Genomic DNA, 24,681 nt, shown 5'->3' with positions numbered 1-24,681 from the left:
GAGGCCGAGCAAAAATCTTGACAGCGCGAGTCGGCTCGTCCGTCGATCACAGAAAGATCACGTAGGACGAAGCCCCAAAATCGTCACGATTCCGGTTACCGCGCCCAAGATCTTCTCTGTATCTTCATGGCTATCCCTTTACTGACGCATGGGGCGCAGGAAGCGTTCCACGCCAGCCCAAGGAGTTCCCTTGAATACCCGAGTCAAGCGTCTCGCCCTCCCGCTCGGTGGCGCTCTCGCCGCCACCAGCATGATCGGCGCCACCCTGGTCACCTCCGCCAACGCGGCCACCGCGCCGGCCAAGAAGACCGTGAGCCTGGCCTCCGCCACCAGCGCCCAGAAGATCGCCAACTTCTGGAAGGCCAACGGCGGCGCCAACCTGAAGGCCGCCGCGCAGTTCACCGGCGCCGAGCAGACCAACCAGAAGATCAAGCTGGGTGGCGGCGACGCCAAGCCCGACGGCAAGGCCGGCGTTGTGGCCCCCATCGGCCAGGAGAAGGTCACCCCGACCAAGGTCAAGAACGTCAACCTGCCCAAGACCATCGGCAAGGTGTTCTTCACGGTCGGTGACAAGGAGTACTGGTGCTCCGCGTCCTCGGTGCAGTCCAAGTACCACAACCTGGTCGCCACCGCCGGGCACTGCGTGTTCGACGAGGGTGTGCAGAACGGCGCTCTGGACAACTGGGTCTTCATCCCCGGCTACTACCAGGGCAAGACCCCGTGGGGCATCTACGTCGGTAAGGCCGCCTACACGCACTACGACTTCGCCGTCTACGAGGACTACGACAGCGACTACGCTTTCGTGACCGTCTACAACGGCATCACCTACGCCGGCGAGAAGCAGGTCACCAAGGAGACCTACGACGGCTGGCAGGGCTACAAGTACGCCAAGGACGTCGAGATCACGGCGGCCGAGTACAAGAAGATCGTGGACGAGAAGGGCGGCGAGAGCGCCGACGCTTGGGCCAAGGCCGACCCGGCTTCCGAGAAGGTCGTTCCCTGGAGCACCCCGCTGGGTAACTCCAAGGACGGTGTGGTCAAGATCTACACCAAGGAAGTCACGAAGGACCAGTACGACGCCACGAAGAACGGCAACTTCAACTTCAACCAGGCGAAGTGGAAGAGCTTCCCCCAGGTGAAGGCCGACATCGTGACCAAGGAGGCGTACGACGCCTACACCGGTCCCGGCTACAAGAAGATCGTCGACGGCGCCTACACCATCGAGCACTACTTCGTCGAGTACAAGGCCATCGTCTCCCCGGGCGCGGTCAAGTACTACAAGACGGTCTTCTTCATCGAGTACTACAAGGACGCGGGTCGCCTGGGCGACAACGTGGGTGGCCAGGGCTTCACCTGGAACCAGAAGGTCGGCCAGCCGGTCTACGCCTTCGGTTACCCCGCGGCTGCGCACCCCGACGGTGACAAGCCGTTCACCGGTGTCACGCCGAAGTGGTGCTACGGCAAGACCTTCGCCGCCGCTGCGTCGGCCAAGTTCAAGGCCGAGGCCCAGATCGGTCTCAAGTGCTCCATGACCGCCGGCTCCTCCGGTGGCCCCTGGATCCTCAAGTACAGCAGCACGAAGCGCCTCGGCTACATCAACGGTGTCACCAGCCTCATCGGCGACGCTGACGTGAACGGCCGCATCGACTTCGCGACCTCGCCGTACTTCGACACCGAGACCTACTCGATCTACAAGTCGGCCGCCAACCTCTGGTCCGGCTCGATCGTCACCAAGGACGGCGACATCGCCACCAAGGCCTGACGTTCTAGCCAGCTAGAGCACAGCAGTCCTTAGCGGGGCCCGGCATTCGTGCCGGGCCCCGCTTCGCGTTGTACGACTGTTCTCCCGCGACGTCGTACGGCTCTTCTCCCCGCGCGATGGTGCCGCCGGCGCCGTCCGGCCTTCCCTCCGCCTCGTCCTGTCTTCTCTCAGCACGGCGCAGCTGCCGTCGGCGTGACGCGAACCGTTTCCGTCGATCCGAGCGGTCGCCGCGTCTCGCGCGGCGCCTCGCATGCGGCGTTCACCGGAGCCTGGACAGGCTGCAACGGACCCTGACTGATGCCCTGAGGCGCGCTTGGAGGGCTTCTGTGGGCGCCAGCCTGACCCGGAGGGGGCGGCTTAGACGTACCCGGACCCCGATTTGGCTCCCTCGGTTCCATGTGATCTGCGTCACACTGACCGCCGACCCGGGGAGAGTGCACGACTTCGACCACAAAAGACACAGTCGGCGCACGAGTGCTCTGATCTGCGAGTAAGCCCCGATCTTGCACCCCTCTGACAGGGATGGTCGGACTACCCCCGGGGTTACGAAAAGGTCACGCCCGGGCGAAGGTCAAAATTCCCCTCGAATCGTCCCCACAGCACAAGATCTACTCGCTATCTTCATGGCTATCCCTTTACTGACGCATGGGACGCAGAAAGCGTTCCACGACAGCCCAAGGAGTTCCCCTTGAACAGCCGTGTGAAGCGTCTCGCCCTCCCGCTGGGTGGCGCCATCGCCGCCACCAGCATGATCGGCGCCACCCTGGTCACCTCCGCCAACGCCGCGACCGCCCCGGTCCGGAAGTCGGCCGCCCTGGCCTCCTCCGGCAGCGCCCAGAAGATCGCGAACTTCTGGAAGGCGAACGGCGGCGCCAACCTCAAGGCCGCCGCGCAGTTCACCGGCGACCAGCAGGTCTCGGGCAAGGTCAAGCTCGGTGGCGGCGACGCCAAGCCTGACGGCAAGGCCGGCGTGATCGCGCCGATCGGCCAGGAGAAGGTCACCCCGACCAAGGTCAAGAACGTCAACCTGCCCAAGACCATCGGCAAGGTGTTCTTCACGGTCGGTGACAAGGAGTACTGGTGCTCCGCGTCCTCGGTGCAGTCCAAGTACCACAACCTGGTCGCCACCGCCGGGCACTGCGTGTTCGACGAGGGTGTGCAGAACGGCGCTCTGGACAACTGGGTCTTCATCCCCGGCTACTACCAGGGCAAGACCCCGTGGGGCATCTACGTCGGTAAGGCCGCCTACACGCACTACGACTTCGCCGTCTACGAGGACTACGACAGCGACTACGCTTTCGTGACCGTCTACAACGGCATCACCTACGCCGGCGAGAAGCAGGTCACCAAGGAGACCTACGACGACTGGCAGGGCTACAAGTACGCCAAGGACGTCGAGATCACGGCCGAGGAGTACAAGAAGAAGGTCGACGAGAAGGGCGGCGAGAGCGCCGACGCTTGGGCGAAGACCTCTGGTACCGAGAAGATCGTCCCCTGGGGCACCAAGGACGCGGTGACCGCGACCAAGGAAGTCACCAAGGACGAGTTCGACGCCGCCTCCAAGGTTCCGGCGACCCAGAACTTCCACCAGGCTCCTGAGCTGACGAAGACCGAGATCGTCGACGAGGAGTACTACAACAAGTACACCGGCCCCGGGTACAAGAAGATCGTGGACTCGGCGTACACGATCACGCACTACTACCTGGCGTACGCGGTGGAGAAGACCTCCACGGTCAAGTACTACAAGACCGTCTTCTTCATCGAGTACTACAAGGACGCGGGTCGCCTGGGCGACAACGTCGGTGGCCAGGGCTTCACCTGGAACCAGAAGGTCGGCCAGCCGGTCTACGTCTTCGGCTACCCCGCGGCTGCGCACCCCGACGGTGACAAGCCGTTCACCGGTGTCACGCCGAAGTGGTGCTACGGCAAGACCTTCGCCGCCAAGGCCGCCGCCGCGTTCAAGGCCGAGGCCCAGATCGGTCTCAAGTGCTCCATGACCGCCGGCTCCTCCGGTGCTCCGTGGCTCCTGAAGTACAGCAGCACGAAGCGTCTCGGCTACATCAACGGTGTCACCAGCCTCATCGGCGACGCCGACACCAACGGCCGTATCGACTTCAGCACCTCGCCGTACTTCGACACCGAGACCTACTCGATCTACAAGGCCGCCGCCAACCTCTGGTCCGGCTCGATCGTGGCCAAGGACGGCGACGTCATCACCAAGGCCTGACGTTCTCAGTAGTAAGAACGGCAGTCCCCGGCTGTAAACCGCAGGGCTCGGCATTCGTGCCGGGCCCTGCGGCCATTTCGGCGCGCTTTTCCGAGCCATACTCGGCTCTGACTCGCGCCCCAATTCCGGACGTGCCATCAAAGCTCCCGCCCGGGTCGATCTCAGAGTGATTCGCGTCACATTTCGCGTCGCGTGTACTCCAACAGGGCCGCTCGCGCACTGAGCCTTTGGACCGTTTCCACCTGTGGTTGCGTGATCGTCGGCCGCGTCGGGGGCGTGTACGTGCGTCGCTCCGGGCGGTGAGGAGCCGACCGCTCCGTTGATTTTTACGGCCTTATTTCATGATCAGACCGATAGGTTCAGACTGTCCCTTTTGGGGTCACTGAGGCAGGAGTCAGGTCCTGCGGCAGAACAAGGAGTCTCATTGAACACCCGAGTCAAGCGAATCGTGCTCCCTCTCGGCGGCGCCGCCGTCGCCGCCGGCATGATCGCGGCATCCCTCACCGCGGGGGCCTCCGCCTCCGCCGCCGCGGCGCCGGCCTCCGACGCCCTGGCCACCACCAAGGCCGCCGCCCTGGACACCGTCAAGTTCTGGACGGCCAGCGGCGGCAAGGCCCTCAAGGCCGCCACCAAGTTCACCGAGGACGCCGCCGTCAAGGGCCGCGTCCGCATGGGCGGCGGCGACGCCGCTCCCGACGGCAAGACCGGTGTCGTGCCGCCGATCGGCCAGGAGAAGGTCACCCCGACCCACGCCAAGAACGTCAACCTGCCGCGCACCATCGGCAAGGTGTTCTTCCGCCTGGGCCGCCAGGTCTACTGGTGCTCCGCCTCCTCCATCCAGGGCAAGTACCGCAACCTGGTGGCGACCGCGGGTCACTGTGTCTACGACACCGACGCCAACCGCGACACTCTGGACCACTGGGTGTTCATCCCGGCCTTCTACCAGGGCAAGGCGCCGTTCGGCATCTACGTCGGCAAGTCTGCCTACACGCACTTCGACTTCGCCAACTACGAGGACTTCGACAGCGACTACGCCTTCGTCACCGTGTACAACGGTGTCGAGCCCCGCACGTGGAAGGACGTCGGCCGCCTGGGCGACAACGTCGGCGGCCAGGGCTTCGCCTGGAACCAGAAGATCGGCCAGACGGTGTACGCGTTCGGCTACCCCGCCGGCCCGCACCCCGACGGCGACCGGCCCTACACCGGCTTCACGCCGAAGTACTGCTACGGCAAGACCTCCGCCGCCGGCACCGTCCCCGGCTTCAAGGCCGAGGCGCAGATCGCGCTGAAGTGCTCCATGACGGCCGGCGCCTCCGGCGGCCCCTGGATCACCCAGTACAGCAGCACGGCGCGCGTCGGCTACATCAACGGCGTGACCAGCCTGGTCGGCGACACCGACGCCAACGGCCGGTTCGACTTCGCCACCTCGCCGTACTTCGACAGCGAGACCTACTCGATCTACAGCGCCGCCTCCAACCTGTGGTCCGGCAAGATCGGCAAGTGAGCATCCCGCCGGCAGGGCGGGACGGCACCTGAGGTGCGGTGACCGCTGAGCGCGGCGTGCGGAAGGGCCTGGCGAAAGCCGGGCCCTTCGTCATTTCAACCTCACCATCCAGTGAGGTTTTACTCACCTAATATCCCATTCAAGACCTTTATGTCCGGATACCCGGACGGTTCATACGGTGCGTGTAAAGAAATGACATAGGCTCAAGTCATCCCCTTTGGGACGCATGGGACATAAGTGATGTTTCCATGTCAGAACAAGAGGAGCTATATGAGTATCCGAGCACGCCACCTCATCCTCCCCCTGGGCGCCGCCGTCACCGCCACCGGCATGATCGGCGCCGCCCTCACCTCGTCCGCCGGGGCCACGGCCAAGCCCCAGCCGACGAACGTCTCCCTCGCCTCCAGCAAGGGCAAGGCGAGCGCCACCGCGAAGTTCTGGAGCGCGAACGGCGGCAGGCAGCTCAAGGCCGCCACCCGCTACTCCAACGACTCCTCCATCAGCGGCAAGGTCAAGTTCGGCGGGAGCGACGCCGCTCCCGACGGCAAGACCGGCGTCGTGCCGCCGATCGGCCAGGAGAAGGTGACCCCGACCAAGGTGAAGAACATCAACCTGCCGCGCACCATCGGCAAGGTGTTCTTCCGGGTCCACGGCAAGCCCTTCTGGTGCTCGGCGTCCTCGATCCAGTCGAAGTACCACAACCTCGTCGCCACCGCCGGTCACTGCGTCTACGACACCGACGCCAACCGCGACACCCTGGACCACTGGGTGTTCATCCCGGCGTACTACCAGGGCAAGACGCCCTACGGCATCTACGTCGGCAAGTCGGCCTACACGCACTTCGACTTCGCCAACTACGAGGACTACGACAGCGACTACGCCTTCGTCACGGTCTACAACGGCGTCCAGCCGGGTAGCTGGAAGGACGTCGGCCGCCTCGGTGACAACGTCGGCGGCCAGGGCTTCGCCTGGAACCAGAAGATCGGCCAGTCGGTCTACGCGTTCGGCTACCCCGCCGGCCCGCACCCCGACGGCGACCGGCCCTTCACCGGGGTCACGCCGAAGTGGTGCTACGGCGCCACCAAGCCGGCGGGCGTCAGCGCCGCCTACAAGGCCGAGGCGCAGGTCGCGCTGAAGTGCTCCATGACCGCCGGCTCCGCGGGCGGCCCGTGGATCACCAAGTACAGCAGCACCAAGCGGCTCGGCTACGTCAACGGCGTCACCAGCCTCATCGGCGACTCCGACGGCAACGGCCGGTACGACTTCAGCACTTCGCCGTACTTCGACAGCGAGACCTACGCGGTCTACCGCAAGGCCGCCAACCTGTGGTCCGGCTCCATCCGCTGACCACCCACGCTCCACCGGCGGACGGCCCGGCCTCACCTGTGGGGCTGAGATCTCCGCCACGATCGGCCCGGCCCCGGACTCCTGGGGCCGGGCCGGCTCGTTTCAGGGCGCACCACCCCCTCCACGGCCACGACCGCCGCGGGCCTGCATCACCCCCCGTCCCGGCCGCACGACCGCCGCGGACGAGGATGCCCCTGTGCCGGCCGTCAGGCCGCGGGAGCCAGCTCGCGGCTGCGCCGGACCAGCATGGCCACCGCCGGCTCCCTGCTCAGCGGCTCCAGCCGGCGGCGCAGGTCGGCGACATAGGACCTCGTGCGGACCGACTGCAGGCCGCCGGCGAGGTCGAGCGCGTCGCCGCCCACGTGGCAGGCCTGCTCGGCGTCCCCGCACAGGGCGTGCGCCGAGGCCAGCAGCGACAGGTTGAACATGCGCCCCCGGACGTAGCGACCGTCCATGTCGAGGGAGCGGCGCGCGTACCGCACGGCCTGCGGCCCGTCACCGAGGTCGCGGAAGCAGTGGGCGTACTTGGCCGCGAGGTAGGCCTCGTCGAAGTAGCGGATCCACTCGGGCTCCTCCTCCGGGCGGCGGCGGTCGAAGGCCAGGTCGGCCTCGTGCAGGGCCATGGCGCACGCCACGCCGTCGGTGAGCCGGGCGTGCGCGTGCGCCTCCAGCACGTACGCCTCGGCCAGCAGGGAGGGGACCTCGGCCCGCCGCGCCGACACCTGGGCGGCCCGCGCCAGGTCGAGAGCGTGCCGGGGGCGGCCTATATATATGGCCTGGTGTGCCATGCCGGCGAGGATCTCGCCGCCGAAGCCGTGGTCGCCGGCGCCGCGCGCCAGGCTGAGCGCCTGGATGAGGTGACGCTGGGCGAGCCCGTGCTGCTCCAGGTCGTAGGCCATCCACCCGGCCAAGCGGGTGACCTCGGCCGCCGCCGACGCCAGCGCCCTGCCGGTGGCCTCGCCGTAGACGCCGTCCTTGAGCAGGGGGGCGACGGCCGAGTCGAGGTAGCGGACGACCGCCGGGCGCACCCGGCCGCCGCCGAAGCGGTTGTCCAGTTCGCCGAACGACCGGGTGACCTCGCGGATGGCGGCGATGTCGTGGGCGCCGACCTTGCGGACCCCGGAGGCGCGGGGCCTGTCCTCGGCGGGGGAGGTGAGCCATCGCAGGGCCCCCGACGAGCCCGCTCCGACGGCGAAGGCGGAGTCGAGCAGGAACCTGCGCCGTTGCAGGTCCGCCCTCCATAGTGCTGTCACGGTCTCGACACCCTCCTGCCACGTGTGTGGGAATTCCAGTCCGAGGTCGAGGGGCGTGGCTCCCCCCGCCATACCGAGGTCCTCCGAGGTGACGGGCCGGCCGAGCCGCAGAGCGAAGATCTCGGCGAGCAGCGCGGGCGCCGGGTCGCGCGGCTGCTGGCCGTCGATCCAGCGCGACACCGAGCTGTGGTCGTACCGCAGGCCGATCAGGCCCCGCGCGGCTCCGAGGTCGTTGAGCCTGCGGGCCAGCCCCTTGTGGGAGAAGCCGGCCTCGGCGATGAGGTGCCGAAGAAGTAGGTTGGGCTCGCGTCGCATCGCTCTTTCCCCAGGGAGGTCTACGGCGGATCGGTTGTCGGCACTCCGCCGTGAACTCTGGTGCGAGCGTGCGCCCTTCGTGCACGCCGTCGTCCGGCGGGTAACGGAGGGTTTTTGTTATAGCACGATGCGTGACCCGGTGTGGGAATTCCCAAGACTTGACCGCAGGAGCGCCGGGTCATGACGAAGGGGCGTCATTTCACCGGGGATGGTCGGTACGCGGTCTCCGTACGGAAAGCACGAGGGCGCCGGGCCCCCGCGGGGTCCCGGCGCCCTCTGGACGGCGCCGCATGGCGCTGGAGCGACCTGAGTGGCGAGCCGCGCGTCCCGGCACGGGCACGCGAGCCGGCCGAGGGTTACGTGCGGGCGACGCCGTCGAGCCGGGCCTGGTCGGCGACGGCCGCGGTCACGGCGGGGGCGACGCGCTGGTCGAAGGGGCTGGGGATGACGTAGTCCTCCGACAGGTCGTCCCCGACGACGGCCGCGAGGGCGTCGGCGGCGGCGACCTTCATGTTCTCGGTGATGGTGGTGGCGCGGACGTCGAGGGCGCCGCGGAACACCCCGGGGAAGGCCAGCACGTTGTTGATCTGGTTGGGGAAGTCGGACCTGCCGGTGGCGACCACCCGGGCGTGCCTGCGGGCCACGTCGGGGAGCACCTCGGGCGTCGGGTTGGACAGGGCGAAGACGATGGAGTCGCGGGCCATGGCGGCGACGGCGTGCTCGGAGAGCGTGGAGCCGGACAGGCCGATGAAGACGTCGGCGCCGGCCAGGGCCTCCTCGGTGGAACCGGTGTGGCCGCCGCGGTTGGTGTCCCTGGCCAGGGCCTCCTTGTAGGGGTTCAGCCCTTCGCGGCCCTGGTAGATCATGCCCTTGGAGTCGGAGACGGCGATGTCGCCGATGCCGGCGTTCAGCAGGATGCGCGTGACGGCCACGCCCGACGCGCCCGCCCCGGCGACGACGGCGCGCAGGTCGCCCAGGGAGCGCCCGGTCAGGCGGGCGGCGTTGCGCAGGGCGGCCAGCACCACGATGGCGGTGCCGTGCTGGTCGTCGTGGAAGACGGGGATGTCGAGCAGCCCGCGCAGCCGGTTCTCGACCTCGAAGCAGCGGGGGGCGCTGATGTCCTCCAGGTTGACGCCGCCGAAGGAGGGCGCGAGACGGACCACGGTCTCGACCAGGGCGTCCACGTCGGTGCAGTCGAGGCAGATCGGCACGGCGTCCACGTTGCCGAACTCTTTGAACAGCAGCGCCTTGCCCTCCATGACGGGCATGGCCGCGGCCGGGCCGATGTCGCCGAGGCCGAGGACGGCGGTGCCGTCGGAGACGACGGCGACGAGGTTGGACACCCAGGTGTACTCGGAGACGAGTTCGGGCTGGTCGGCGATGGCGGTGCAGACCCTGGCGACGCCCGGGGTGTAGGCGAGCGACAGGTCGTCGGCGTCGCGGACCGGGATGGTGGAGCGGACCTCGAGCTTGCCGCCGCGGTGCATCGCGAACGCGGGATCGAGATCGAGTGTTTCGAGAGAAGCGGAGAACGGCGTGACTGCCACAGCGACCCCTGTGTCTAAGGACGGATTCCTTCGGTAGACGGCCGCAGGCGAACGAGGCCCAGGCTTCTGTAGCCGCCCGGCGGCCGTCGTCGTTGACGGTCGTCCTTGGAGGGGGTACGGGGGTCACCCGTTGCTTGATTGTGCCACATGTCGAGACGCCTGCCGATGCCCGCGAGACCACGGTTCCGTGGATCGCGCCGCACCACCAGACGCTTCAAACCGGACATATGACTACTTCTCCCCCTGCCTCGGACTCATACCCGGACGTTCCCGCCGTGATTCCCCCGGCCGTACCCGACAGCCGCCGAGCCCCCACCCGTAGGGACATCCAGGGGCACCCCACCGGGGAACGTGTAATACTCGATATGCCGAACCGACTCTTACCGCCGCGGAGGCGACGTGGACCTGACCTCCTACGCCGAGCTGGCGGTACTGCTGGTCAACAGTGACGACACCGCGCTCGACACCCTCGAAGGGGCGGCCCGCCTCCTCACCGAGGCCGGACGGGAGGAGCAGGCCGCCCGGCTCACCCGCGCCGACCTCGAGGTGCTTCGCGAGCTGCGCCGCGAGCTGACCGCGGTGTTCGCGGCGGCCGCGCGCCACGACGAGGACGGCGCCGTCGGCCGGCTGAACGCCCTGCTCGTGCGCCACCCGGTGCGCCCGCAGATCTCCCGCCACGACGGGCAGCGCTGGCACCTCCACCTCACCGATGCCGGGCGCCCGTCCGACGAGTACGCCGCGGGAGCGGTCATGGGGCTCACCACCCTGGTCACCGACCTCGGCGTCGACCGGCTCGGCGCCTGCGGCGCGGCGCCGTGCCGGCGGGTCTACCTCGACACCTCCTCCAACCGGTCGCGCCGCTACTGCTCCGAGCGCTGCGCCACCCGGGCCAACGTGGCCGCCTACCGCGCCCGCCGCCGCCACCTCAGCGGCCACCCGGCCTGACCCCGCCTGACCCCGCCGCCCGGCCCGCTCCGCCTGTACGGGCGTCCTGCTCACCGGCCCGCTCACGACGGCCCCGCCCGAGGCGCCCGTCAGGTCACCGGGGGCGCGGGCCGCCACGCAGCGGCCAATAGCGCAGCACGACCCGGCCGACCAGCAGCGCAGGGGGCACGGCGCCGAAGTCCCAGCTGTCCTTGCGGCCGGGCGCGCGCTGGTTGTCGCTCTCGAGCCACCACCCGTCGCCCTCCCGCCACGCCGCGCGCTTGACGATCATGCGTGACGGGTCCGCGGGGAGCCGGGCGACGACGAGGTCGCCGGGTCTGACCGGCGCGTCCCGGCGGACGACGAGCCAGTCTCCCGGCCGCAGGACGGGCAGCATCGACTCCCCTTCGACGCGGACCCTCATGAACCACATCCCCCTCCGCCTCCGCGAATCAAGGCGAGTAAGTTGGGAACCGGATAGTGCTGTCTGTTATCAGCATCAAGGAAGGAAACCGATGCTCGCACGACTGCTGCGGCCCGGCCATGTCGCCTCCGCGCACTGCGACCTCCCCTGCGGTGTCTACGACCCCGCGCAGGCTCGCATCGAGGCGGACTCCGTCAAGGCGATCATGCAGAAGTACGCCGACAACGACGACCCCGTGTTCCGTGCGCGGGCTCTGGTGATCAAGGAGGAGCGGGCCGAACTGGTCAAGCACCACCTGTGGGTGCTGTGGACCGACTACTTCAAGCCACCGCACCTCGAGCAGTACCCCCAGCTCCACCAGCTGTTCTGGGACGCGACCAAGCTCGCGGGCGCGGCCGGGGCCAAGGGCACGGTGGACGTGAGCAAGGCCGACGACCTGCTCGGGAAGATCGACGAGATTTCGAAGATCTTCTGGGAGACCAAGGCCGCCTGAGCCTTGCACTACCCGTTCTCTGGCCTCGCGCGGCGGTCTTCGCGCGCGAGGCCAGAGGTCTTTCCTGCCAGGTAAACCCCGGTCAGGGCACCGGTGTGCCAAGGAATGGCCAGCGGGACGTCAGGCGGAGCGGCCGCATTTCCACAAGATCACGACTATCGGCGCGTCCCAGTCCTGCACCATGGGGCACGGGGCGGTAAGTTGCTAATCAGCAGCTCTGTGCGAGGAGGAACGTGACCGACGAGACAGCGACGCGTGCGGACGACATCCCCGGTGGCCTCTCGGGGATCCGTGACGCTGTGAGCGTGCGCCTGCCCGCCGCCAGCGCCTATCTGTCCGTGCTCCGTACGGCCACCGCCGGGCTGGCGGCACGGCTCGATTTCACGCTGGACGAGATCGAAGATCTTCGTATCGCGGTCGACGAGGCGTGCGCCATGCTGCTGGGCCACGCCGTGCCCGGCACCGACCTGATCGCCGAGTTCGAGTTGACCGGCCAGGAGATGATCGTCCGGGTCGAGGTCAGCACGGTCGGCCAGGCCGAGCCCAAGCGTGACGACTTCGCGTGGATGGTGCTCACCGCGCTCGCCGACGACGTGGACGCCGAGACCGACACCCCTGATCGCATGGCGATCGTCCTGCACAAGCGCCGAGGGTCTGCGAGGCTGCCGTGACCGAGAGGACCCGCGCCGTGGCCGGCAGTGACAGCACCGTCCCCGACAGGGTGCGGGCTCGCGGGCTGTTCGGCGAGCTGGCCGAGCTGTCCCCTGACGATCCGCGCCGCCAGCGCATCCGCGACGAGCTCGTCGAGCTCCACCTCCCCCTGGTCGAATACCTCGCCCGGCGCTTCCGCAACCGGGGCGAGTGGCTGGACGACCTCACGCAGGTCGCCACCATCGGTCTGATCAAGTCGATCGACCGCTTCGACCTGGAGCGCGGCGTCGAGTTCTCCACCTATGCCACGCCGACGATCGTCGGCGAGATCAAGCGCCACTTCCGCGACAAGGGCTGGGCGGTGCGGGTGCCGCGCCGCCTGCAGGAGCTCAAGCTCTCGCTGACCAAGGCCATCAGCGAGCTGTCCCAGCGCCAGGGCCGCGCCCCGACCGTCGCTGAGCTCGCCGCCCATCTGCAGATGTCGGAGGAGGAGGTCCTGGAGGGCCTTGAGTCGGCCAACGCCTACTCCACGGTCTCGCTGGACGCCCCCGACTCCGGCGACGACGACGCGCCGGCGGTGTCCGACTCGCTCGGCATCGTCGATGAGTCCCTTGAGGGCGTCGAGTACCGCGAGTCGCTCAAGCCGCTGCTCGAACGCCTCCCGCCCCGCGAGAAGCGCATCCTGCTGCTGCGTTTCTTCGGCAACATGACCCAGTCGCAGATCGCCACCGAGCTCGGCATCTCGCAGATGCACGTCTCACGCCTGCTCGCCCGCACCCTCGCCCAGTTGCGCGAGGGCCTCACCGCCGAAGACTGAGCCGAGACCTGCGAGGGCCGCACCGCCGAAGACCGAGCCGACGCGCGCGAGGGCCTCACCGCTCAGGACTCAGCCGAGACCGCGCGAGGCCTTCGCCGTCGAAGACCGGGCCGAGGCCGCGCGGGGTCATGCTCGCCGGGACGGCGCGTCGCGGCCGGTCTGCGTGCCGAACAAGGTCCGGATGGCGGCACGAGCGGTACCGTCCGGTCACCGTCCGGTCACCGCTCGATCATGGCGCGGGTCGTGGCGGGCGCCAGCAGCGCGGCCAGCCCTGCCAGCGCGGCCAGGCCGAGCGGCACGCCGATGACCCCCTGCCCCGACTGCACGAGCGAGACGGCCACCGGCAGGGCGAAGATCTGCGTGACCACGCCCGGTGCGCGGCTCCACCGCGCGGCCTTGAGCGCGCCCCTGGCCACCCACAGCAGCGCGGCGCCGGCCACGACCCCGAAGGCGGCGACGAAGATCGAGCTGCTCACGTCGGCCGGGGCGCCGATGATGGTCTCGATGCCGACGTAACCGCCGAGCAGGACGGCCGCGGCCCCCTCGACGGCCAGGACGATGGCGGCGACGGTGAGGGTCACCGGACGGTTCGACATATCGCGTCACCCTACTTGACCCAGGTCGCGGGTCCCCCGCCGGTGGATACGCTGGGCGGCATGCGCGCACTCCTCCTGATCAACCCCGCGGCGACCTCGGCCAACCGGCGCACGACGGACGTCCTGGTCCGCGCGCTCGGCGCCGCGATCGAGCTGACGGTGGAGGAGACGCGCCATCGCGGGCACGCCACGGCGCTCGCCGCGACCGCGCGCGAGAAGGGGTTCGACGTCGTCGCCGTCCTGGGCGGCGACGGCACCATCAACGAGGCGGTCAACGGCATGATGGGCGGCGAGCATCCGTCCCCGGCGCTGATCGTGCTCCCCGGCGGCAGCGCCAACGTGTTCGCCCGCTCGCTCGGGCTGCCGAACGATCCGGTGGAGGCGACCGGCGCGGTGCTGGAGGCCATCCGCGAGGGCCGCCGCCGCACACTGGGCCTCGGCCTCGCGGTCTGGGAGGACGGCGCGCTGGGCGACGGGGCCGAGCCCGCGGGCGGGCCCGGGCACGACCGGCGGTACTTCACCTTCTGCGCCGGCCTCGGGTACGACGCCGAGGTGATCCGCGCGGTCGAGGGCCTGCGCGGCGCGGGGTACAAGGCGTCCCCGAGCCGCTACGTCAACACGACCTTGCGGCACTACCTCATCACCGACCGCCACCGCCCCGCGCTGCGGCTGGAGCGCCCGCGCCAACCGGCCGTCGAGGGGCTGTTCCTGGCGATCGTCTCCAACACCTCCCCGTGGACCTACGTCGGCGGCCGGCCGATCAACCCGACGCCGTGGGCGGGCTTCGACACGGGCCTCGATCTGCTGGGCCTGCGCAAGATGGGCATCGTCACCATGTTCGGGCTGACCCGCCAGATCATCGCCGAGCCGGTCGGCCTTCCTCGCGGCCGCAACCTGGTGCAGTTGCACGACGAGGAGGAGTTCACGCTGGTCGCGCGGCGTCCCACGGCCTTCCAGCTCGACGGCGACTATCTCGGCGAGCGCGAGCGGGTGACCTTCCGGTCGGTTCCAGCGGCGTTACAAGTTTTGGTCTGATTTGGTACAAGCCCGTCATAGTGTGATGCATCCGACATCCATGACGTGCAAAACGTTCTCCCAAACCTCTTGCGTGACCTGGGCATGCCTGAAAAGCTCGTCGTGACGTCGGAACGTAGGACGTTTGAGGATCCACCGTGTCCTCGACGTTTCACGCCCTGACACGAGCTTCCCGGCCCCCATCCTCTGGTCCGGGCAAAAGTTCGCCCTGGTTAGTGAAACTCTTCACAAACATCCGTCAGTCTCCGGACGGAGCCGCGAGGCTCCACCTACGAAGGAGTGGAACGCATGGACTGGCGCCACCGCGCTGCCTGCCGTGACGTGGACCCCGAGCTGTTCTTCCCGATCGGCAACACCGGCCCGGCACTCATGCAGATCGAAGAGGCCAAGCAGGTGTGCCGCAGCTGCCCGGTCAGCGACCCGTGCCTGAAGTGGGCCATCGAGTCCGGCCAGGACGCCGGCGTGTGGGGCGGCCTCAGCGAGGACGAGCGTCGCGCCGTGAAGCGCCGTACCGCTCGCGCCCGCGCCCGTGCGGGCGTCTGAACCGCCACGCACCCCCTGAGCTCCGCCCGTCCCACGCATTCGCATCCCCCATCCTCGCCTTCCGGGCCGCCCCAGTGTCGCGGCGGACTGAACAGGACACGCCGGCGTCGCCACGCGCGGACCCGGCGCAAGGACCAGGAACGCCCGGCATCGCCACGCGCGATGGCCGGGCGTAGCAGTTCATGGAGCCCGTTCCGCGCAGGACGCCCGCGCAGCGCCCGAAGGACGACGGCATGTCGGGGCGATGGCACCCGGCCGCTCACGCAGGAGCCCTCCCCGTCCAGGTGAGAACGCCGGCCGCTACGCCGGCTGCACCGGGATGGTCACCGAGACCTCGGTGCCCCCTTCCTTCCCCGGCCGGACCGCCAGGCGGCCCGACAGCTCGCCGACGACCAGCGTGCGGACGATCTGCAGGCCGAGGCTGGTCGAGGCCTCCAGGTCGAACCCCTCGGGAAGCCCCTGGCCGTCGTCGGCGACGATCACGTCCAGCCGCTCCTCGGTGCGCGACACGATAATCTTGACCGTGCCGCTGCCGTAGGCGAAGCCGTGCTGGACGGCGTTCTGCAGCAGCTCGGTCAGCACCATCGCCACCGGAGTGGCGATCATCGCCGGCAGCATGCCGAAGCACCCCACCCGGCGGACGGCCACGCTGGCCTCCGAGACGTCCCCGGTCATGGCGATGACGCGGTCGGCGATATCGTCGAAGTCGACGATCTCCTCGGGCGTGTGCGACAACGTCTCGTGCACGATCGCGATCGACCCGACCCGCCGCACGGCCTCCTCGAGCGCCTCGCGGCCCTCCGGAACGCGCAGCCGCCGCGCCTGCAACCGCAGCAGCGCGGCCACCGTCTGCAGGTTGTTCTTCACCCGGTGGTGGATCTCGCGGATCGTCGCGTCCTTGGTGAGCAGCTCGCGGTCGCGGCGGCGCAGCTCGGTGACGTCCCTGACCAGCACCAGGGCCCCGATGCGGCCGCCGCCCACGATCAGCGGGATGGCCCGCAGCTGCACCACGATGGCGCCGGCCTCCACCTCGGTCTCCCGCGGCGTGCGCCCGCTGGCGACCAGCATCAGGTCTTCGTTGATCGGCTCGCCGGAGTAGCAGAGCGTGGCGGTGGTCTTGCCCAGCTCGGTGCCCACCAGGTCGGCGTGCAGCCCCAGGCGCCGGTAGGCCGACAGCGCGTTCGGCGAGGCGTAGGTCACCCGGCCCGCCCGGTCGAGCCGCAGCAGGCCGTCCCCGACCCTCGGGGAGCGCACCAGGATGGGCCCCTCGTCGGGGAAGGGGAAACGCCCCTCGGAGACCATCTGCGCCAGGTCGGAGGCGCTCTGCAGGTAGGTGAGCTCTAGCCGCGAGGGCGTGCGCGCCGACGACAGGTTGGTCGAGCGCTGGATGACCGCCACGAAGTGGTCGTCGCGCCGCACCGGGATGGTCTCCTCGCGAACGGGCACCCCGCTGGACCAGTCGGGGTCGCCCTCGCGGCAGATGCGGTGCTCGCGCCACGCCGTGTCGATCAGCGGACGCTCGCCGACCGCCACGATGGAGCCCACCACGTCGTCGTGGTACACGGTCGGGCCGGTCGTCGGGCGCATCTGCGCGACCGCCACCCACGCCGAACCCTCCCGCGAGGGAATCCACAGGATGAGGTCGGCGAAGGACAGGTCGGCGAGGAGCTGCCAGTCGGAGACCAGCGAGTGCATCCACTCCAGATCGGCGGGATCGCAGGTGGTGTGGCGCGCCACCAGTTCGCTCAGAGTCGGCACCTGTGCATCATGCGTGCTAACCCCACCTCAAGGCGAATCGCGGGAGTCCACACTGGGAAGATTCCCTTAATGGAGCACACAGAAGTGCTCGCACACCCCGTGGAGCGCCCGATGGACATGGTCGCCGGCAATGTCGTCGGCAGGGTCGCCGGCAGGGTCGTGGACGCCGTGGCCGACGGCGCGGGTCACCCAGGTGAGACGACGCCGCCCGATCCTCTGGCGCGGTTGCGCGCCGCCTCCGAGGCCCGCCGGGCCGCCGGGCTGGGGCGGGTCCTGCGCCCGCGCACGCCCGACCACGACGGCCTGCTCGACCTGGCCTCCAACGACTACCTGGGCCTGTCCCGTGACGAACGGCTGGTCGAGGCCGCCGTGCGCGCGGCCCGCGCGTGGGGCACCGGCTCCACCGGGTCCCGGCTGGTCACCGGGACGACGACGCTGCACGCCGATCTGGAGGACCGCCTGCGCGGGTTCACCGGCGCCGCCCGCGCCCTGGTGTTCTCCTCCGGCTACCTGGCCAACCTCGCCGCGGTGGCGACGCTCGGCGCCGGCGGGCTGGTGGTGAGCGACGCGGGCAACCACGCCTCCCTCATCGACGGGTGCCGCCTGTCCCGGGCGCGCGTGGCGGTCACCCCGCACAAGGACGTCGACGCGGTGGACAAGGCCCTCGCCGACCGCGCCGAGGAGCACGCCCTGGTCGTCACCGACGCGGTCTTCTCCGTCGAGGGCGACCTCGCGCCGCTGCGCGAGTTGCACGAGGTGGCCGTCCGGCACGGCGCGCTGCTGCTGGTGGACGAGGCCCACTCGCTCGGCGTCGTCGGCGAGCGGGGGCAGGGGGCGGTGCACGCGGCCGGGCTCGCGGGTCATCCGTCGGTCGTGATAACCGTCACACTGTCCAAGGCGCTCGGCTCCCAAGGAGGGGCCGTGCTGGCGGCCCCCGAAGTGGTGGACACGCTGGTCGACGCGGGACGGGCGTTCATCTTCGACACCGGCCTCGCCCCCTCGTCCGCCGCGGCCGCACTCGCCGCGCTTGATATCGTGAGCGACCATCCTGACCTGCCAGGACAGGCCCGGCGGCATGCGTCGCTGCTGGCCCGCGCGGCGGAGGACCGTGGTCTCCCCGCCACGACCCCCGCCGCCGCCGTCGTACCGGTCGTGCTCGGCCCGCCGGAGGCCGCGCTCGGCGCCGCCGCGGTGTTCGCCGAGCACGGGGTGCGCGCCGGGTGCTTCCGCCCGCCCTCGGTGCCACCAGGTCTGTCTTGTCTGAGATTGACCGCTCGGGCCAATCTGGGTTCGGATGATCTAGCGGTGATCGGACGCGCGCTCACCGCCGTGGCCGAGATGAAGGTGAACGTGTGACGGAAGACTCTCCCCGAATTCCCAAGTACTACGACGTCAAACGGAACTTGCTGGAACTCACCAAGTCTCTGCCCGCGGGCGCGGCGCTGCCGCCCGAGCGCGCTCTCGCCGTGCGCTTCGAGACCTCCCGCACCACCGTCCGGCAGGCGCTCACCGAGCTGGTCGTCGAGGGACGGCTTCTGCGCATCCAAGGGAAGGGCACCTTCGTCGCCAAGCCGAAGGTCGCCCAGGTGCTGCAGCTCACCTCCTACACCGGAGATCTGCGCGCGGTCGGCCTGGAGCCGGACACCAAGATCCTCGACATCAACTACGTCACGGCCGACGAGACGCTGGCCCGGCGGCTGTGCATCAACCCCGGCGGGCGCGTGCTGCGCATCCACCGGCTGCGCCTGGCCAACGGCGAGCCGATGTCGATCGACACCACCCACCTGTCCGCCCGCCGCTTCTCCCGGCTGCGGCGCGAGCTCGAGATGCACTCCTCGCTGTACGAGACGCTGCACAACGCCTACAACGTCCAGCTCACCGACGCCGAAGAGACCATAGAGACCGTGCTGGCGACCCCGTACGACGCGCAGGTGCTCGGGGTGGACGTGGGCCTGCCCATGCTGCTGCTCACCCGGCACGCCTTCGACGCCGAGGGCCACCCGGTCGAGTGGGCCCAGTCGTTGTACCGCGGCGACCGGTACAAGTTCGTCACGCGCCTGCACAGGCCGCCCCGGCAGGAGCTCTAAGGTTGGGCCGGTGAGCATCCTGGTGGTCACCGGCACCGACACCGGTGTGGGCAAGACCGTGGTGACCGCCGCCGTCACCGCCCTGGCGCTCGCCCGCCAGGCGTCGGTGGCCGTGGTGAAGCCCGCGCAGACCGGCGTGGCGGCCGGCGAGGCGGGCGACCTGGACGAGGTCATCCGGCTGAGCGGGGTCACCACGACCTTCGAGTTCGGCCGCTTCCCGCACCCGCTGTCCCCCGCCGCCGCGGCCCGGGCCTCCGGCCTGCCGCCCGTCTCGCTCCCCGCCGTCGCCGAGCGCGTCGCCGACCTGGCGAGCACCCACCGCCTCGTGGTCGTCGAGGGAGCGGGCGGCCTGCTGGTGCGCTTCGACGAGGACGGCGCCACGATCGCCGACCTCGCCCGCCTCGTGCACGCCCCCGTGCTGCTGGTGGCCAGGGCCGGGCTCGGCACGCTCAACCACACCGCGCTCACCCTGGAGGCGCTCGCCGGCCGGGGCATCGACCTCGCGGGCGTGGTGATCGGCTCCTGGCCCCGCGACCCCGGCCTGGCCGAACGGAGCAACGTCACCGACCTGGAGACGCTGGCCGCGCGGCCGCTCGCCGGGGCGCTGCCCGAGGGAGCGGGCGCGCTCGGCCGCGCGGACTTCGCCGGTGTGGCCCACGACGGGCTCGGCCCCCTCCTCGGCGGGGGTTTCGATCCTTCCAGGTTCCGGGCAACCCTTAGTCTGTGACGCAACCGACGAGGGAGCAGCCGAACCGATGACCAAGGACATCCTCGAAATCGCACGGGCCCAGGTGCTCGACCAGGGGCAGGGGTTGTCGGCCGCGCAGGCTCTGAGCTGCCTGGAGCTGCCGGACGACCGCCTGCCTGAGCTGCTGGCCCTGGCGCACGAGGTCCGCATGGCCTGGTGCGGCCCCGAGGTCGAGGTCGAGGGCATCGTCTCCCTCAAGACCGGAGGGTGCCCGGAGGACTGCCACTTCTGCTCGCAGTCGGGCCAGTTCACCTCGCCGGTGCGGTCGGTGTGGCTGGACATCCCGTCCCTGGTGCGGGCCGCCGTCGAGACGGCGGCCACCGGGGCCACCGAGTTCTGCATCGTGGCCGCCGTGCGCGGGCCCGACGAGCGGCTCATGGGCCAGGTGCGCGAGGGCGTCAAGGCCATCCGGGAGGCCGTCGAGATCAACGTCGCCTGCTCGCTCGGCATGCTCACCCAGCGGCAGGTCGACGAGCTGGCCGAGATGGGCGTGCACCGCTACAACCACAACCTGGAGACCGCCCGCTCCCACTTCGGCAGCGTCGTCACCACCCACACCTGGGAAGAGCGGTGGCAGACCTGCGAGATGGTGCGCGAGGCCGGCATGGAGCTGTGCTGCGGCGGCATCATCGGCATGGGCGAGACCAGAGAGCAGCGCGCGGAGTTCGCCGGCCAGCTCGGCGAGCTGGCGCCCGACGAGGTGCCGCTCAACTTCCTCAACCCGCGCCCGGGCACGCCGTTCGCCTCCTACCCCCTGGTGGAGGGCCGCGAGGCGCTGAAGACGGTCGCCACGTTCCGCCTGGCCCTGCCGCGCACCATCCTCCGCTACGCCGGCGGGCGCGAGCTGACGCTCGGCGACCTCGGCACCCGCGACGGCATGCTCGGCGGCGTCAACGCCATCATCGTCGGCAACTACCTCACGACGCTGGGCCGTTCCCCAGAACGCGACCTCGCGCTCCTGGCGGACCTTAAGATGCCCATCAAGGCGCTGTCGCAGGCTCTGTGACCTCGCCCGGGCCTCGTGATCTGCGCAGATGGGGCTCCAAGGATTGACCGAGGCCAGAACAGGTAGGTTCACCGCATGGAGTCTGCAAAACACGCCGGCGACATCGCGGTCGCCGTCTCACGCGCATACGGTGCCGATGTCATGTTCACCCTGTCGGGCGGCCATGTCTTCCCTCTGTACGACGGGGCCGTCCACGAGGACATGCGCATCGTCGACGTGCGGCACGAGCAGAGCGCGGTGTTCGCCGCGGAGGCCACCGCACGGCTGACCCGGCGGCCCGGCCTGGCCGTGCTGACCGCCGGCCCCGGCATCACCAACGGCGTCAGCGGCGTCGCCACCGCCCATTTCAACGGTTCGCCCATGGTGGTGATGGGCGGCAGGGCCCCGGCCTCCCGGTGGGGGTCCGGCGCGCTGCAGGAGATGGACCATCCCCCGCTGTTCGAGACGATCACCAAGCTGGCGTTCACGGCGGGCGGCGCCGACTCGATCGGCCAGGACGTCGAGATGGCCTTCCGCACGGCCGTCGCCCCGCACCGCGGCCCGGTGTTCCTCGACTTCTACATGGACCACCTGTTCTCCCCCTCGCCGGCGCACCAGGCCGAGACGATGACGCCCTCGCCGCTGGAACCCGACTCCGACACCCTCGCCTCGATCGCCCGCATGATCGCCGAGGCCGAGCGGCCGGTGCTGGTGCTCGGCTCGGACGTGTGGATGGACCGCGCCGAGGAGGCCGCGCGCGACTTCGCCGAGGCCCACCGCCTGCCGGTCATCCCCAACGGCCAGGGACGCGGCATCCTGCCCGCCGGGCACGAACTGCTGGTCACCCGGGCGCGGGGCATGGCGTTCTCGCAGGCCGACCTGGTCATCGTGGCGGGCACGCCGCTCGACTTCCGCCTCGGCTACGGCTTCTTCGGCGGCAGGGACGGCGTCCCGCTGGCCAAGGTCGTCCACCTCGCCGACGCCCCGTCCCAGCTCGCCACGCACGTCGGCACGGCCGCCTCCGCGGCGGGCGATCTGTCGCTGCTGTTCTGGGGGCTCAGCACGGCGTGCACCGAGGCCGGGGTGTCTCCCGCCTCCCACTCCCGCTGGGTGGCCGACCTGGCGGAGGCCGCCTCGACGGCCATCGCGGGCGACTTCGAGCTGCTGTCGTCCGACGCCGACCCCATCCACCCGATGCGCATCTACGGCGAGCTCAACCGCGTGCTGGCCGACGACGCCGTGGTCATCGGCGACGGCGGCGACTTCGTGTCCTACGCCGGCAAGTACATCGAGCCGCGCAAGCCCGGGTGCTGGCTCGACCCCGGCCCGTACGGATGCCTGGGCACCGGGCTCGGGTACTCCATCGCCGCCCGCCTGGCCCGCCCGTCCTCGCAGGTGGTGCTGCTGCTCGGCGACGGCGCCGCCGGGTTCTCGCTGATGGACGTCGACACGCTGGTCCGCCACAACCTGCCGGTCGTCATGATCTGCGGCAACAACGGCATGTGGGGGCTGGAGAAGCACCCCATGCAGATGCTGTACGGGTACGACGTGGCCGCCGAGCTGCGGCCGCAGACCCGCTACGACCAGATCGTCACCGCGCTCGGCGGCGGCGGCGAGCTGGTGACCTCCCCCAAAGAGATCGGTCCCGCGCTGCGCCGGGCGTTCGACTCGGGCGTGCCGTACATGGTGAACATCGCCACCGACCCCGAGATCGCCTACCCCCGCACGACCACCGGCATCTGACCCCCGCGCGGCCCCGGCCGGCCCGCGCGCCTCGCGCGGGCCGGCCGGAGACGGCGGGGGTCAGGAGGTGGCGGTGGCCGAGGGGGTCGGCGTCGGCGAGGAGGGCTCGCTCGGGTCGCCGCAGGGAATGCCCTGCTCCACGACGATGGTCACGACCTTGTCCACCGCCCAGGACGTGCCCGGCGCCGGGGTCTGGTCGACCACGCGGCTGCACCCCTCGGAGCTCGGCTCCCCGCTGACGTCCACCTTGGCCTTGAAGCCGGCCGCCCGCAGCCTGGTCACCGCGTTGGCCTGCAGCAGGTTGATCACCGCGGGCACGACCCTCTTGATCGCCGGCGACTTGCTGATGGTCGGCGACGGCGACGGAGTGCGCGTCCTGGTCGCGCTCGGCGACGGCGACGGATCAGAGGGCGTGGGCGAGGGGGACGGCTCGGTGTGCGCCGACCCGGCCACCGTGTCACGCGGGCTGACCGCCGGCCGGGGAGAATTCTTCTTCTTGGGCGTAGGCGAGGCGCTGGGAGCGTCCGCCGACGGCGAGGGGGGCGCCCCGGCGGCCGAGGCGTTGCCGGCCCCCGCGACCTGGTTGAACACGATCGCGCCGCCGCCGCCGAGTACGGCCCCGGCGGCGATGACGCCGATGATGAGGGTGGCCTTGCCGCGTCTGGGGGCCGCGGCGCGGCGCCCGCGGGGCCCGCGCGGGGCTGGGGGCGGGGCGGAGGCGGCGGTGACGGCCGGAGGCGCGTGCGCTCCGGTCGGGTGCGTGCCGACCTGGTACGTGCCCGCCTGGTACGAGCCGGCCTGGTGCGCACCGGTCGCGTGCGCCGGGCCCGGCATGATGTACGCCGGAGGCGGCCCGGTGGCCGGCCCGCGGTCGCCCTCGCCCCAGCCGCCGGCGGCCTGGTTCATCCGCACCCCGGTCTCCGGCGAGGCCATCTGATGCGGGTGCCCGGCCATCGTCGCGGTGCGCTGGGCGGAGATCATTCCGGTCAGTCCGGTGACGCCGGCCACCGCGGCCGAGGCCCCGGTGTCCTCGCGCATGGCCTGCCGCGCGGCCACGCTCATCTCGGCGGCGCTGTGCCACCGGCGTGCCGGATCCTTGACCAGGGCCCGCTCGACCAGGTGCCGCACGGCGGGCGGGACGTCGGGCGGCAGCGGGGGCGGGTCCTCGCGGATGTGCTTGAGCGCGATGGTGACGGGCGTGTCGCCGTCGAAGGGCCGGTAGCCGGCCAGGCACTCGTAGGCGACCACGCCCAGCGCGTACAGGTCGACGGCCGGGGTCACCGGCTGCCCCTCGGCCTGCTCGGGCGCGCAGTAGGCGGCCGTGCCGAGGACCATGCCGGCGTCGGTCAGCCGGTGGCCCATGTCGGCGCGGGCGATGCCGAAGTCGGTCAGGACGAGCGAGCCGTCCGGGCGCACCAGCAGGTTGCCCGGCTTGACGTCGCGGTGGACGATGCCCCGGTCGTGCACCGCCTGCAGGGCCGAGGCCGCCTGGGCGATGAGCTCCATGGCGGGCTCGGGGCCGATGCGGGTGAGCCGGGTGAGCAGCCGGTCCAGCGGCTCCCCGTCGACGAACCGCATGACCAGGTAAGCGGTGGGCCCGTCCCCCGGGACCTCGCTGACGCCGTAGTCGTAGACGTCCACGACCCCCGGGTGGTTGATCGTGGCCATGGCGCGCGCCTCCCCCTGGAAGCGCGCGGCGAACCCGGGATCGTCCATACGACCCGGTAAAAGCACCTTGACGGCGACGGTGCGCGCCAGGACGGTGTCCTCGCCCCGCCACACCTCACCCATGCCGCCGGCACCGAGACGGACGTCCAACCGGTAACGTCCCGCCAGCGTGGTCCCTTGGGCAACCATCTCTCCCCCGCTAACCCCAATCCGCGTTCAACACGACGTCACCCCAGAGTTCTCCAACCAAGCGG

General features: G+C 70.2%; 21 protein-coding genes. 15 read left to right on the top strand and 6 right to left on the bottom strand.

Features of this window, described 5'->3' with window-relative positions; all coding sequences use genetic code 11:
* The first annotated feature begins 190 nt into the window (after positions 1-190).
* The 4 genes from ACWEN6_RS35495 to ACWEN6_RS35480 all read left to right on the top strand — a co-directional run bounded on the left by ACWEN6_RS35495 (position 191) and on the right by ACWEN6_RS35480 (position 6,840).
* Positions 191-1,762, top strand: a complete 1,572-nt coding sequence (locus tag ACWEN6_RS35495; RefSeq protein ID WP_452576399.1) for a trypsin-like serine peptidase — start codon at positions 191-193, stop codon at positions 1,760-1,762.
* A 688-nt stretch (positions 1,763-2,450) separates the two neighbouring features.
* Complete coding sequence (locus ACWEN6_RS35490; RefSeq protein ID WP_452576398.1) at positions 2,451-3,989, top strand: trypsin-like serine peptidase; 1,539 nt, start codon at positions 2,451-2,453, stop codon at positions 3,987-3,989.
* A gap of 424 nt (positions 3,990-4,413) precedes the next feature.
* A complete protein-coding gene (locus ACWEN6_RS35485; protein ID WP_452576397.1) occupies positions 4,414-5,493 on the top strand; it encodes a trypsin-like serine peptidase in 1,080 nt (359 codons plus the stop codon).
* 270 nt (positions 5,494-5,763) lie between these two features.
* Positions 5,764-6,840 (top strand): trypsin-like serine peptidase, encoded by a 1,077-nt coding sequence (locus tag ACWEN6_RS35480; RefSeq protein WP_354852927.1) that lies wholly within the window; start codon positions 5,764-5,766, stop codon positions 6,838-6,840.
* Between the two features lie 206 nt (positions 6,841-7,046).
* Here ACWEN6_RS35480 and ACWEN6_RS35475 read toward each other — a convergent pair whose 3' ends face one another.
* Together ACWEN6_RS35475 and ACWEN6_RS35470 are read right to left on the bottom strand one after the other, a co-directional pair.
* On the bottom strand, positions 7,047-8,408 hold the full coding sequence (locus ACWEN6_RS35475; RefSeq protein ID WP_452576396.1) for a hypothetical protein: 1,362 nt from the start codon (positions 8,406-8,408) through the stop codon (positions 7,047-7,049).
* 356 nt (positions 8,409-8,764) lie between these two features.
* A complete protein-coding gene (locus ACWEN6_RS35470; RefSeq protein ID WP_354852994.1) occupies positions 8,765-9,895 on the bottom strand; it encodes an NAD(P)-dependent malic enzyme in 1,131 nt (376 codons plus the stop codon).
* A 459-nt stretch (positions 9,896-10,354) separates the two neighbouring features.
* On the opposite strand from ACWEN6_RS35470, the gene ACWEN6_RS35465 reads away from it, so the two are divergent.
* Positions 10,355-10,900 (top strand): CGNR zinc finger domain-containing protein, encoded by a 546-nt coding sequence (locus ACWEN6_RS35465; RefSeq protein ID WP_354852930.1) that lies wholly within the window; start codon positions 10,355-10,357, stop codon positions 10,898-10,900.
* Between the two features lie 94 nt (positions 10,901-10,994).
* Here the strand turns inward: ACWEN6_RS35465 and ACWEN6_RS35460 are convergent, their stop codons facing one another.
* Complete coding sequence (locus tag ACWEN6_RS35460) at positions 10,995-11,312, bottom strand: S24 family peptidase (protein WP_354852932.1); 318 nt, start codon at positions 11,310-11,312, stop codon at positions 10,995-10,997.
* A gap of 82 nt (positions 11,313-11,394) precedes the next feature.
* Between ACWEN6_RS35460 and sodN the strand changes: the two genes are divergently transcribed.
* From sodN to ACWEN6_RS35445, 3 genes are all read left to right on the top strand, one after another.
* Positions 11,395-11,796 carry a superoxide dismutase, Ni gene (sodN, locus tag ACWEN6_RS35455; RefSeq protein WP_354852934.1) on the top strand — a complete coding sequence of 134 codons (402 nt, stop codon included), beginning with the start codon at positions 11,395-11,397 and terminating at the stop codon, positions 11,794-11,796.
* A gap of 233 nt (positions 11,797-12,029) precedes the next feature.
* Positions 12,030-12,467, top strand: a complete 438-nt coding sequence (locus ACWEN6_RS35450) for an ATP-binding protein (protein ID WP_354852935.1) — start codon at positions 12,030-12,032, stop codon at positions 12,465-12,467.
* Positions 12,464-13,264 carry an RNA polymerase sigma factor SigF gene (locus ACWEN6_RS35445; protein WP_354852937.1) on the top strand — a complete coding sequence of 267 codons (801 nt, stop codon included), beginning with the start codon at positions 12,464-12,466 and terminating at the stop codon, positions 13,262-13,264. The genes ACWEN6_RS35450 and ACWEN6_RS35445 overlap by 4 nt, the downstream gene beginning before the upstream one ends.
* 218 nt (positions 13,265-13,482) lie before the next feature.
* Here the strand turns inward: ACWEN6_RS35445 and ACWEN6_RS35440 are convergent, their stop codons facing one another.
* Entirely contained in the window at positions 13,483-13,860 is a 378-nt protein-coding gene (locus tag ACWEN6_RS35440) for a hypothetical protein (protein ID WP_452576395.1), read from the bottom strand.
* Between the two features lie 60 nt (positions 13,861-13,920).
* On the opposite strand from ACWEN6_RS35440, the gene ACWEN6_RS35435 reads away from it, so the two are divergent.
* Positions 13,921-14,895 (top strand): diacylglycerol/lipid kinase family protein, encoded by a 975-nt coding sequence (locus ACWEN6_RS35435; RefSeq protein ID WP_452576394.1) that lies wholly within the window; start codon positions 13,921-13,923, stop codon positions 14,893-14,895.
* A gap of 288 nt (positions 14,896-15,183) precedes the next feature.
* On the top strand, positions 15,184-15,438 hold the full coding sequence (locus tag ACWEN6_RS35430; protein ID WP_354852941.1) for a WhiB family transcriptional regulator: 255 nt from the start codon (positions 15,184-15,186) through the stop codon (positions 15,436-15,438).
* Between the two features lie 300 nt (positions 15,439-15,738).
* Here the strand turns inward: ACWEN6_RS35430 and ACWEN6_RS35425 are convergent, their stop codons facing one another.
* Positions 15,739-17,196 carry a sensor histidine kinase gene (locus ACWEN6_RS35425; RefSeq protein ID WP_354852943.1) on the bottom strand — a complete coding sequence of 486 codons (1,458 nt, stop codon included), beginning with the start codon at positions 17,194-17,196 and terminating at the stop codon, positions 15,739-15,741.
* A gap of 69 nt (positions 17,197-17,265) precedes the next feature.
* Here ACWEN6_RS35425 and ACWEN6_RS35420 point away from each other — a divergent pair, with 69 nt between their 5' ends.
* From ACWEN6_RS35420 to ACWEN6_RS35400, 5 genes are all read left to right on the top strand, one after another.
* Positions 17,266-18,552, top strand: coding sequence for an 8-amino-7-oxononanoate synthase (locus ACWEN6_RS35420; protein ID WP_452576393.1), 1,287 nt, complete (start codon positions 17,266-17,268; stop codon positions 18,550-18,552).
* Positions 18,549-19,283, top strand: a complete 735-nt coding sequence (locus ACWEN6_RS35415) for a GntR family transcriptional regulator (RefSeq protein WP_452576392.1) — start codon at positions 18,549-18,551, stop codon at positions 19,281-19,283. The genes ACWEN6_RS35420 and ACWEN6_RS35415 overlap by 4 nt, the downstream gene beginning before the upstream one ends.
* 10 nt (positions 19,284-19,293) lie before the next feature.
* The gene (bioD, locus tag ACWEN6_RS35410) at positions 19,294-20,010 is read left to right on the top strand and encodes a dethiobiotin synthase (protein ID WP_452576391.1); all 717 of its coding nucleotides are present in this window, start codon (positions 19,294-19,296) and stop codon (positions 20,008-20,010) included.
* Between the two features lie 28 nt (positions 20,011-20,038).
* Positions 20,039-21,037: a biotin synthase BioB gene (gene bioB / locus ACWEN6_RS35405; RefSeq protein ID WP_452576390.1), complete on the top strand. Its 999-nt coding sequence runs from the start codon at positions 20,039-20,041 to the stop codon at positions 21,035-21,037.
* 75 nt (positions 21,038-21,112) lie between these two features.
* Positions 21,113-22,759 (top strand): acetolactate synthase, encoded by a 1,647-nt coding sequence (locus tag ACWEN6_RS35400; protein ID WP_452576389.1) that lies wholly within the window; start codon positions 21,113-21,115, stop codon positions 22,757-22,759.
* Between the two features lie 60 nt (positions 22,760-22,819).
* On the opposite strand, the gene ACWEN6_RS35395 is transcribed toward ACWEN6_RS35400, so the two are convergent.
* On the bottom strand, positions 22,820-24,616 hold the full coding sequence (locus ACWEN6_RS35395) for a serine/threonine protein kinase (protein WP_452576388.1): 1,797 nt from the start codon (positions 24,614-24,616) through the stop codon (positions 22,820-22,822).
* Positions 24,617-24,681 lie beyond the last annotated feature (65 nt).

The sequence above is a fragment of the Sphaerisporangium sp. NPDC004334 genome (assembly GCF_053602655.1).
This window is presented reverse-complemented; position numbering and strand designations above follow the sequence as displayed.

Excerpts from the sequence above, each read along its gene's own strand:
- ACWEN6_RS35460 (WP_354852932.1), bottom strand. The coding sequence starts at position 11,312 with ATGTGGTTCATGAGGGTCCGCGTCGAAGGGGAGTCGATGCTGCCCGTC.
- ACWEN6_RS35420 (WP_452576393.1), top strand. The coding sequence starts at position 17,266 with ATGGAGCACACAGAAGTGCTCGCACACCCCGTGGAGCGCCCGATGGAC.
- ACWEN6_RS35430 (WP_354852941.1), top strand. The coding sequence starts at position 15,184 with ATGGACTGGCGCCACCGCGCTGCCTGCCGTGACGTGGACCCCGAGCTG.
- sodN (WP_354852934.1), top strand. The coding sequence starts at position 11,395 with ATGCTCGCACGACTGCTGCGGCCCGGCCATGTCGCCTCCGCGCACTGC.
- ACWEN6_RS35395 (WP_452576388.1), bottom strand. The coding sequence starts at position 24,616 with ATGGTTGCCCAAGGGACCACGCTGGCGGGACGTTACCGGTTGGACGTC.
- bioB (WP_452576390.1), top strand. The coding sequence starts at position 20,039 with ATGACCAAGGACATCCTCGAAATCGCACGGGCCCAGGTGCTCGACCAG.
- ACWEN6_RS35470 (WP_354852994.1), bottom strand. The coding sequence starts at position 9,895 with ATGCACCGCGGCGGCAAGCTCGAGGTCCGCTCCACCATCCCGGTCCGC.
- ACWEN6_RS35400 (WP_452576389.1), top strand. The coding sequence starts at position 21,113 with ATGGAGTCTGCAAAACACGCCGGCGACATCGCGGTCGCCGTCTCACGC.
- ACWEN6_RS35435 (WP_452576394.1), top strand. The coding sequence starts at position 13,921 with ATGCGCGCACTCCTCCTGATCAACCCCGCGGCGACCTCGGCCAACCGG.
- ACWEN6_RS35440 (WP_452576395.1), bottom strand. The coding sequence starts at position 13,860 with ATGTCGAACCGTCCGGTGACCCTCACCGTCGCCGCCATCGTCCTGGCC.
- ACWEN6_RS35480 (WP_354852927.1), top strand. The coding sequence starts at position 5,764 with ATGAGTATCCGAGCACGCCACCTCATCCTCCCCCTGGGCGCCGCCGTC.
- ACWEN6_RS35475 (WP_452576396.1), bottom strand. The coding sequence starts at position 8,408 with ATGCGACGCGAGCCCAACCTACTTCTTCGGCACCTCATCGCCGAGGCC.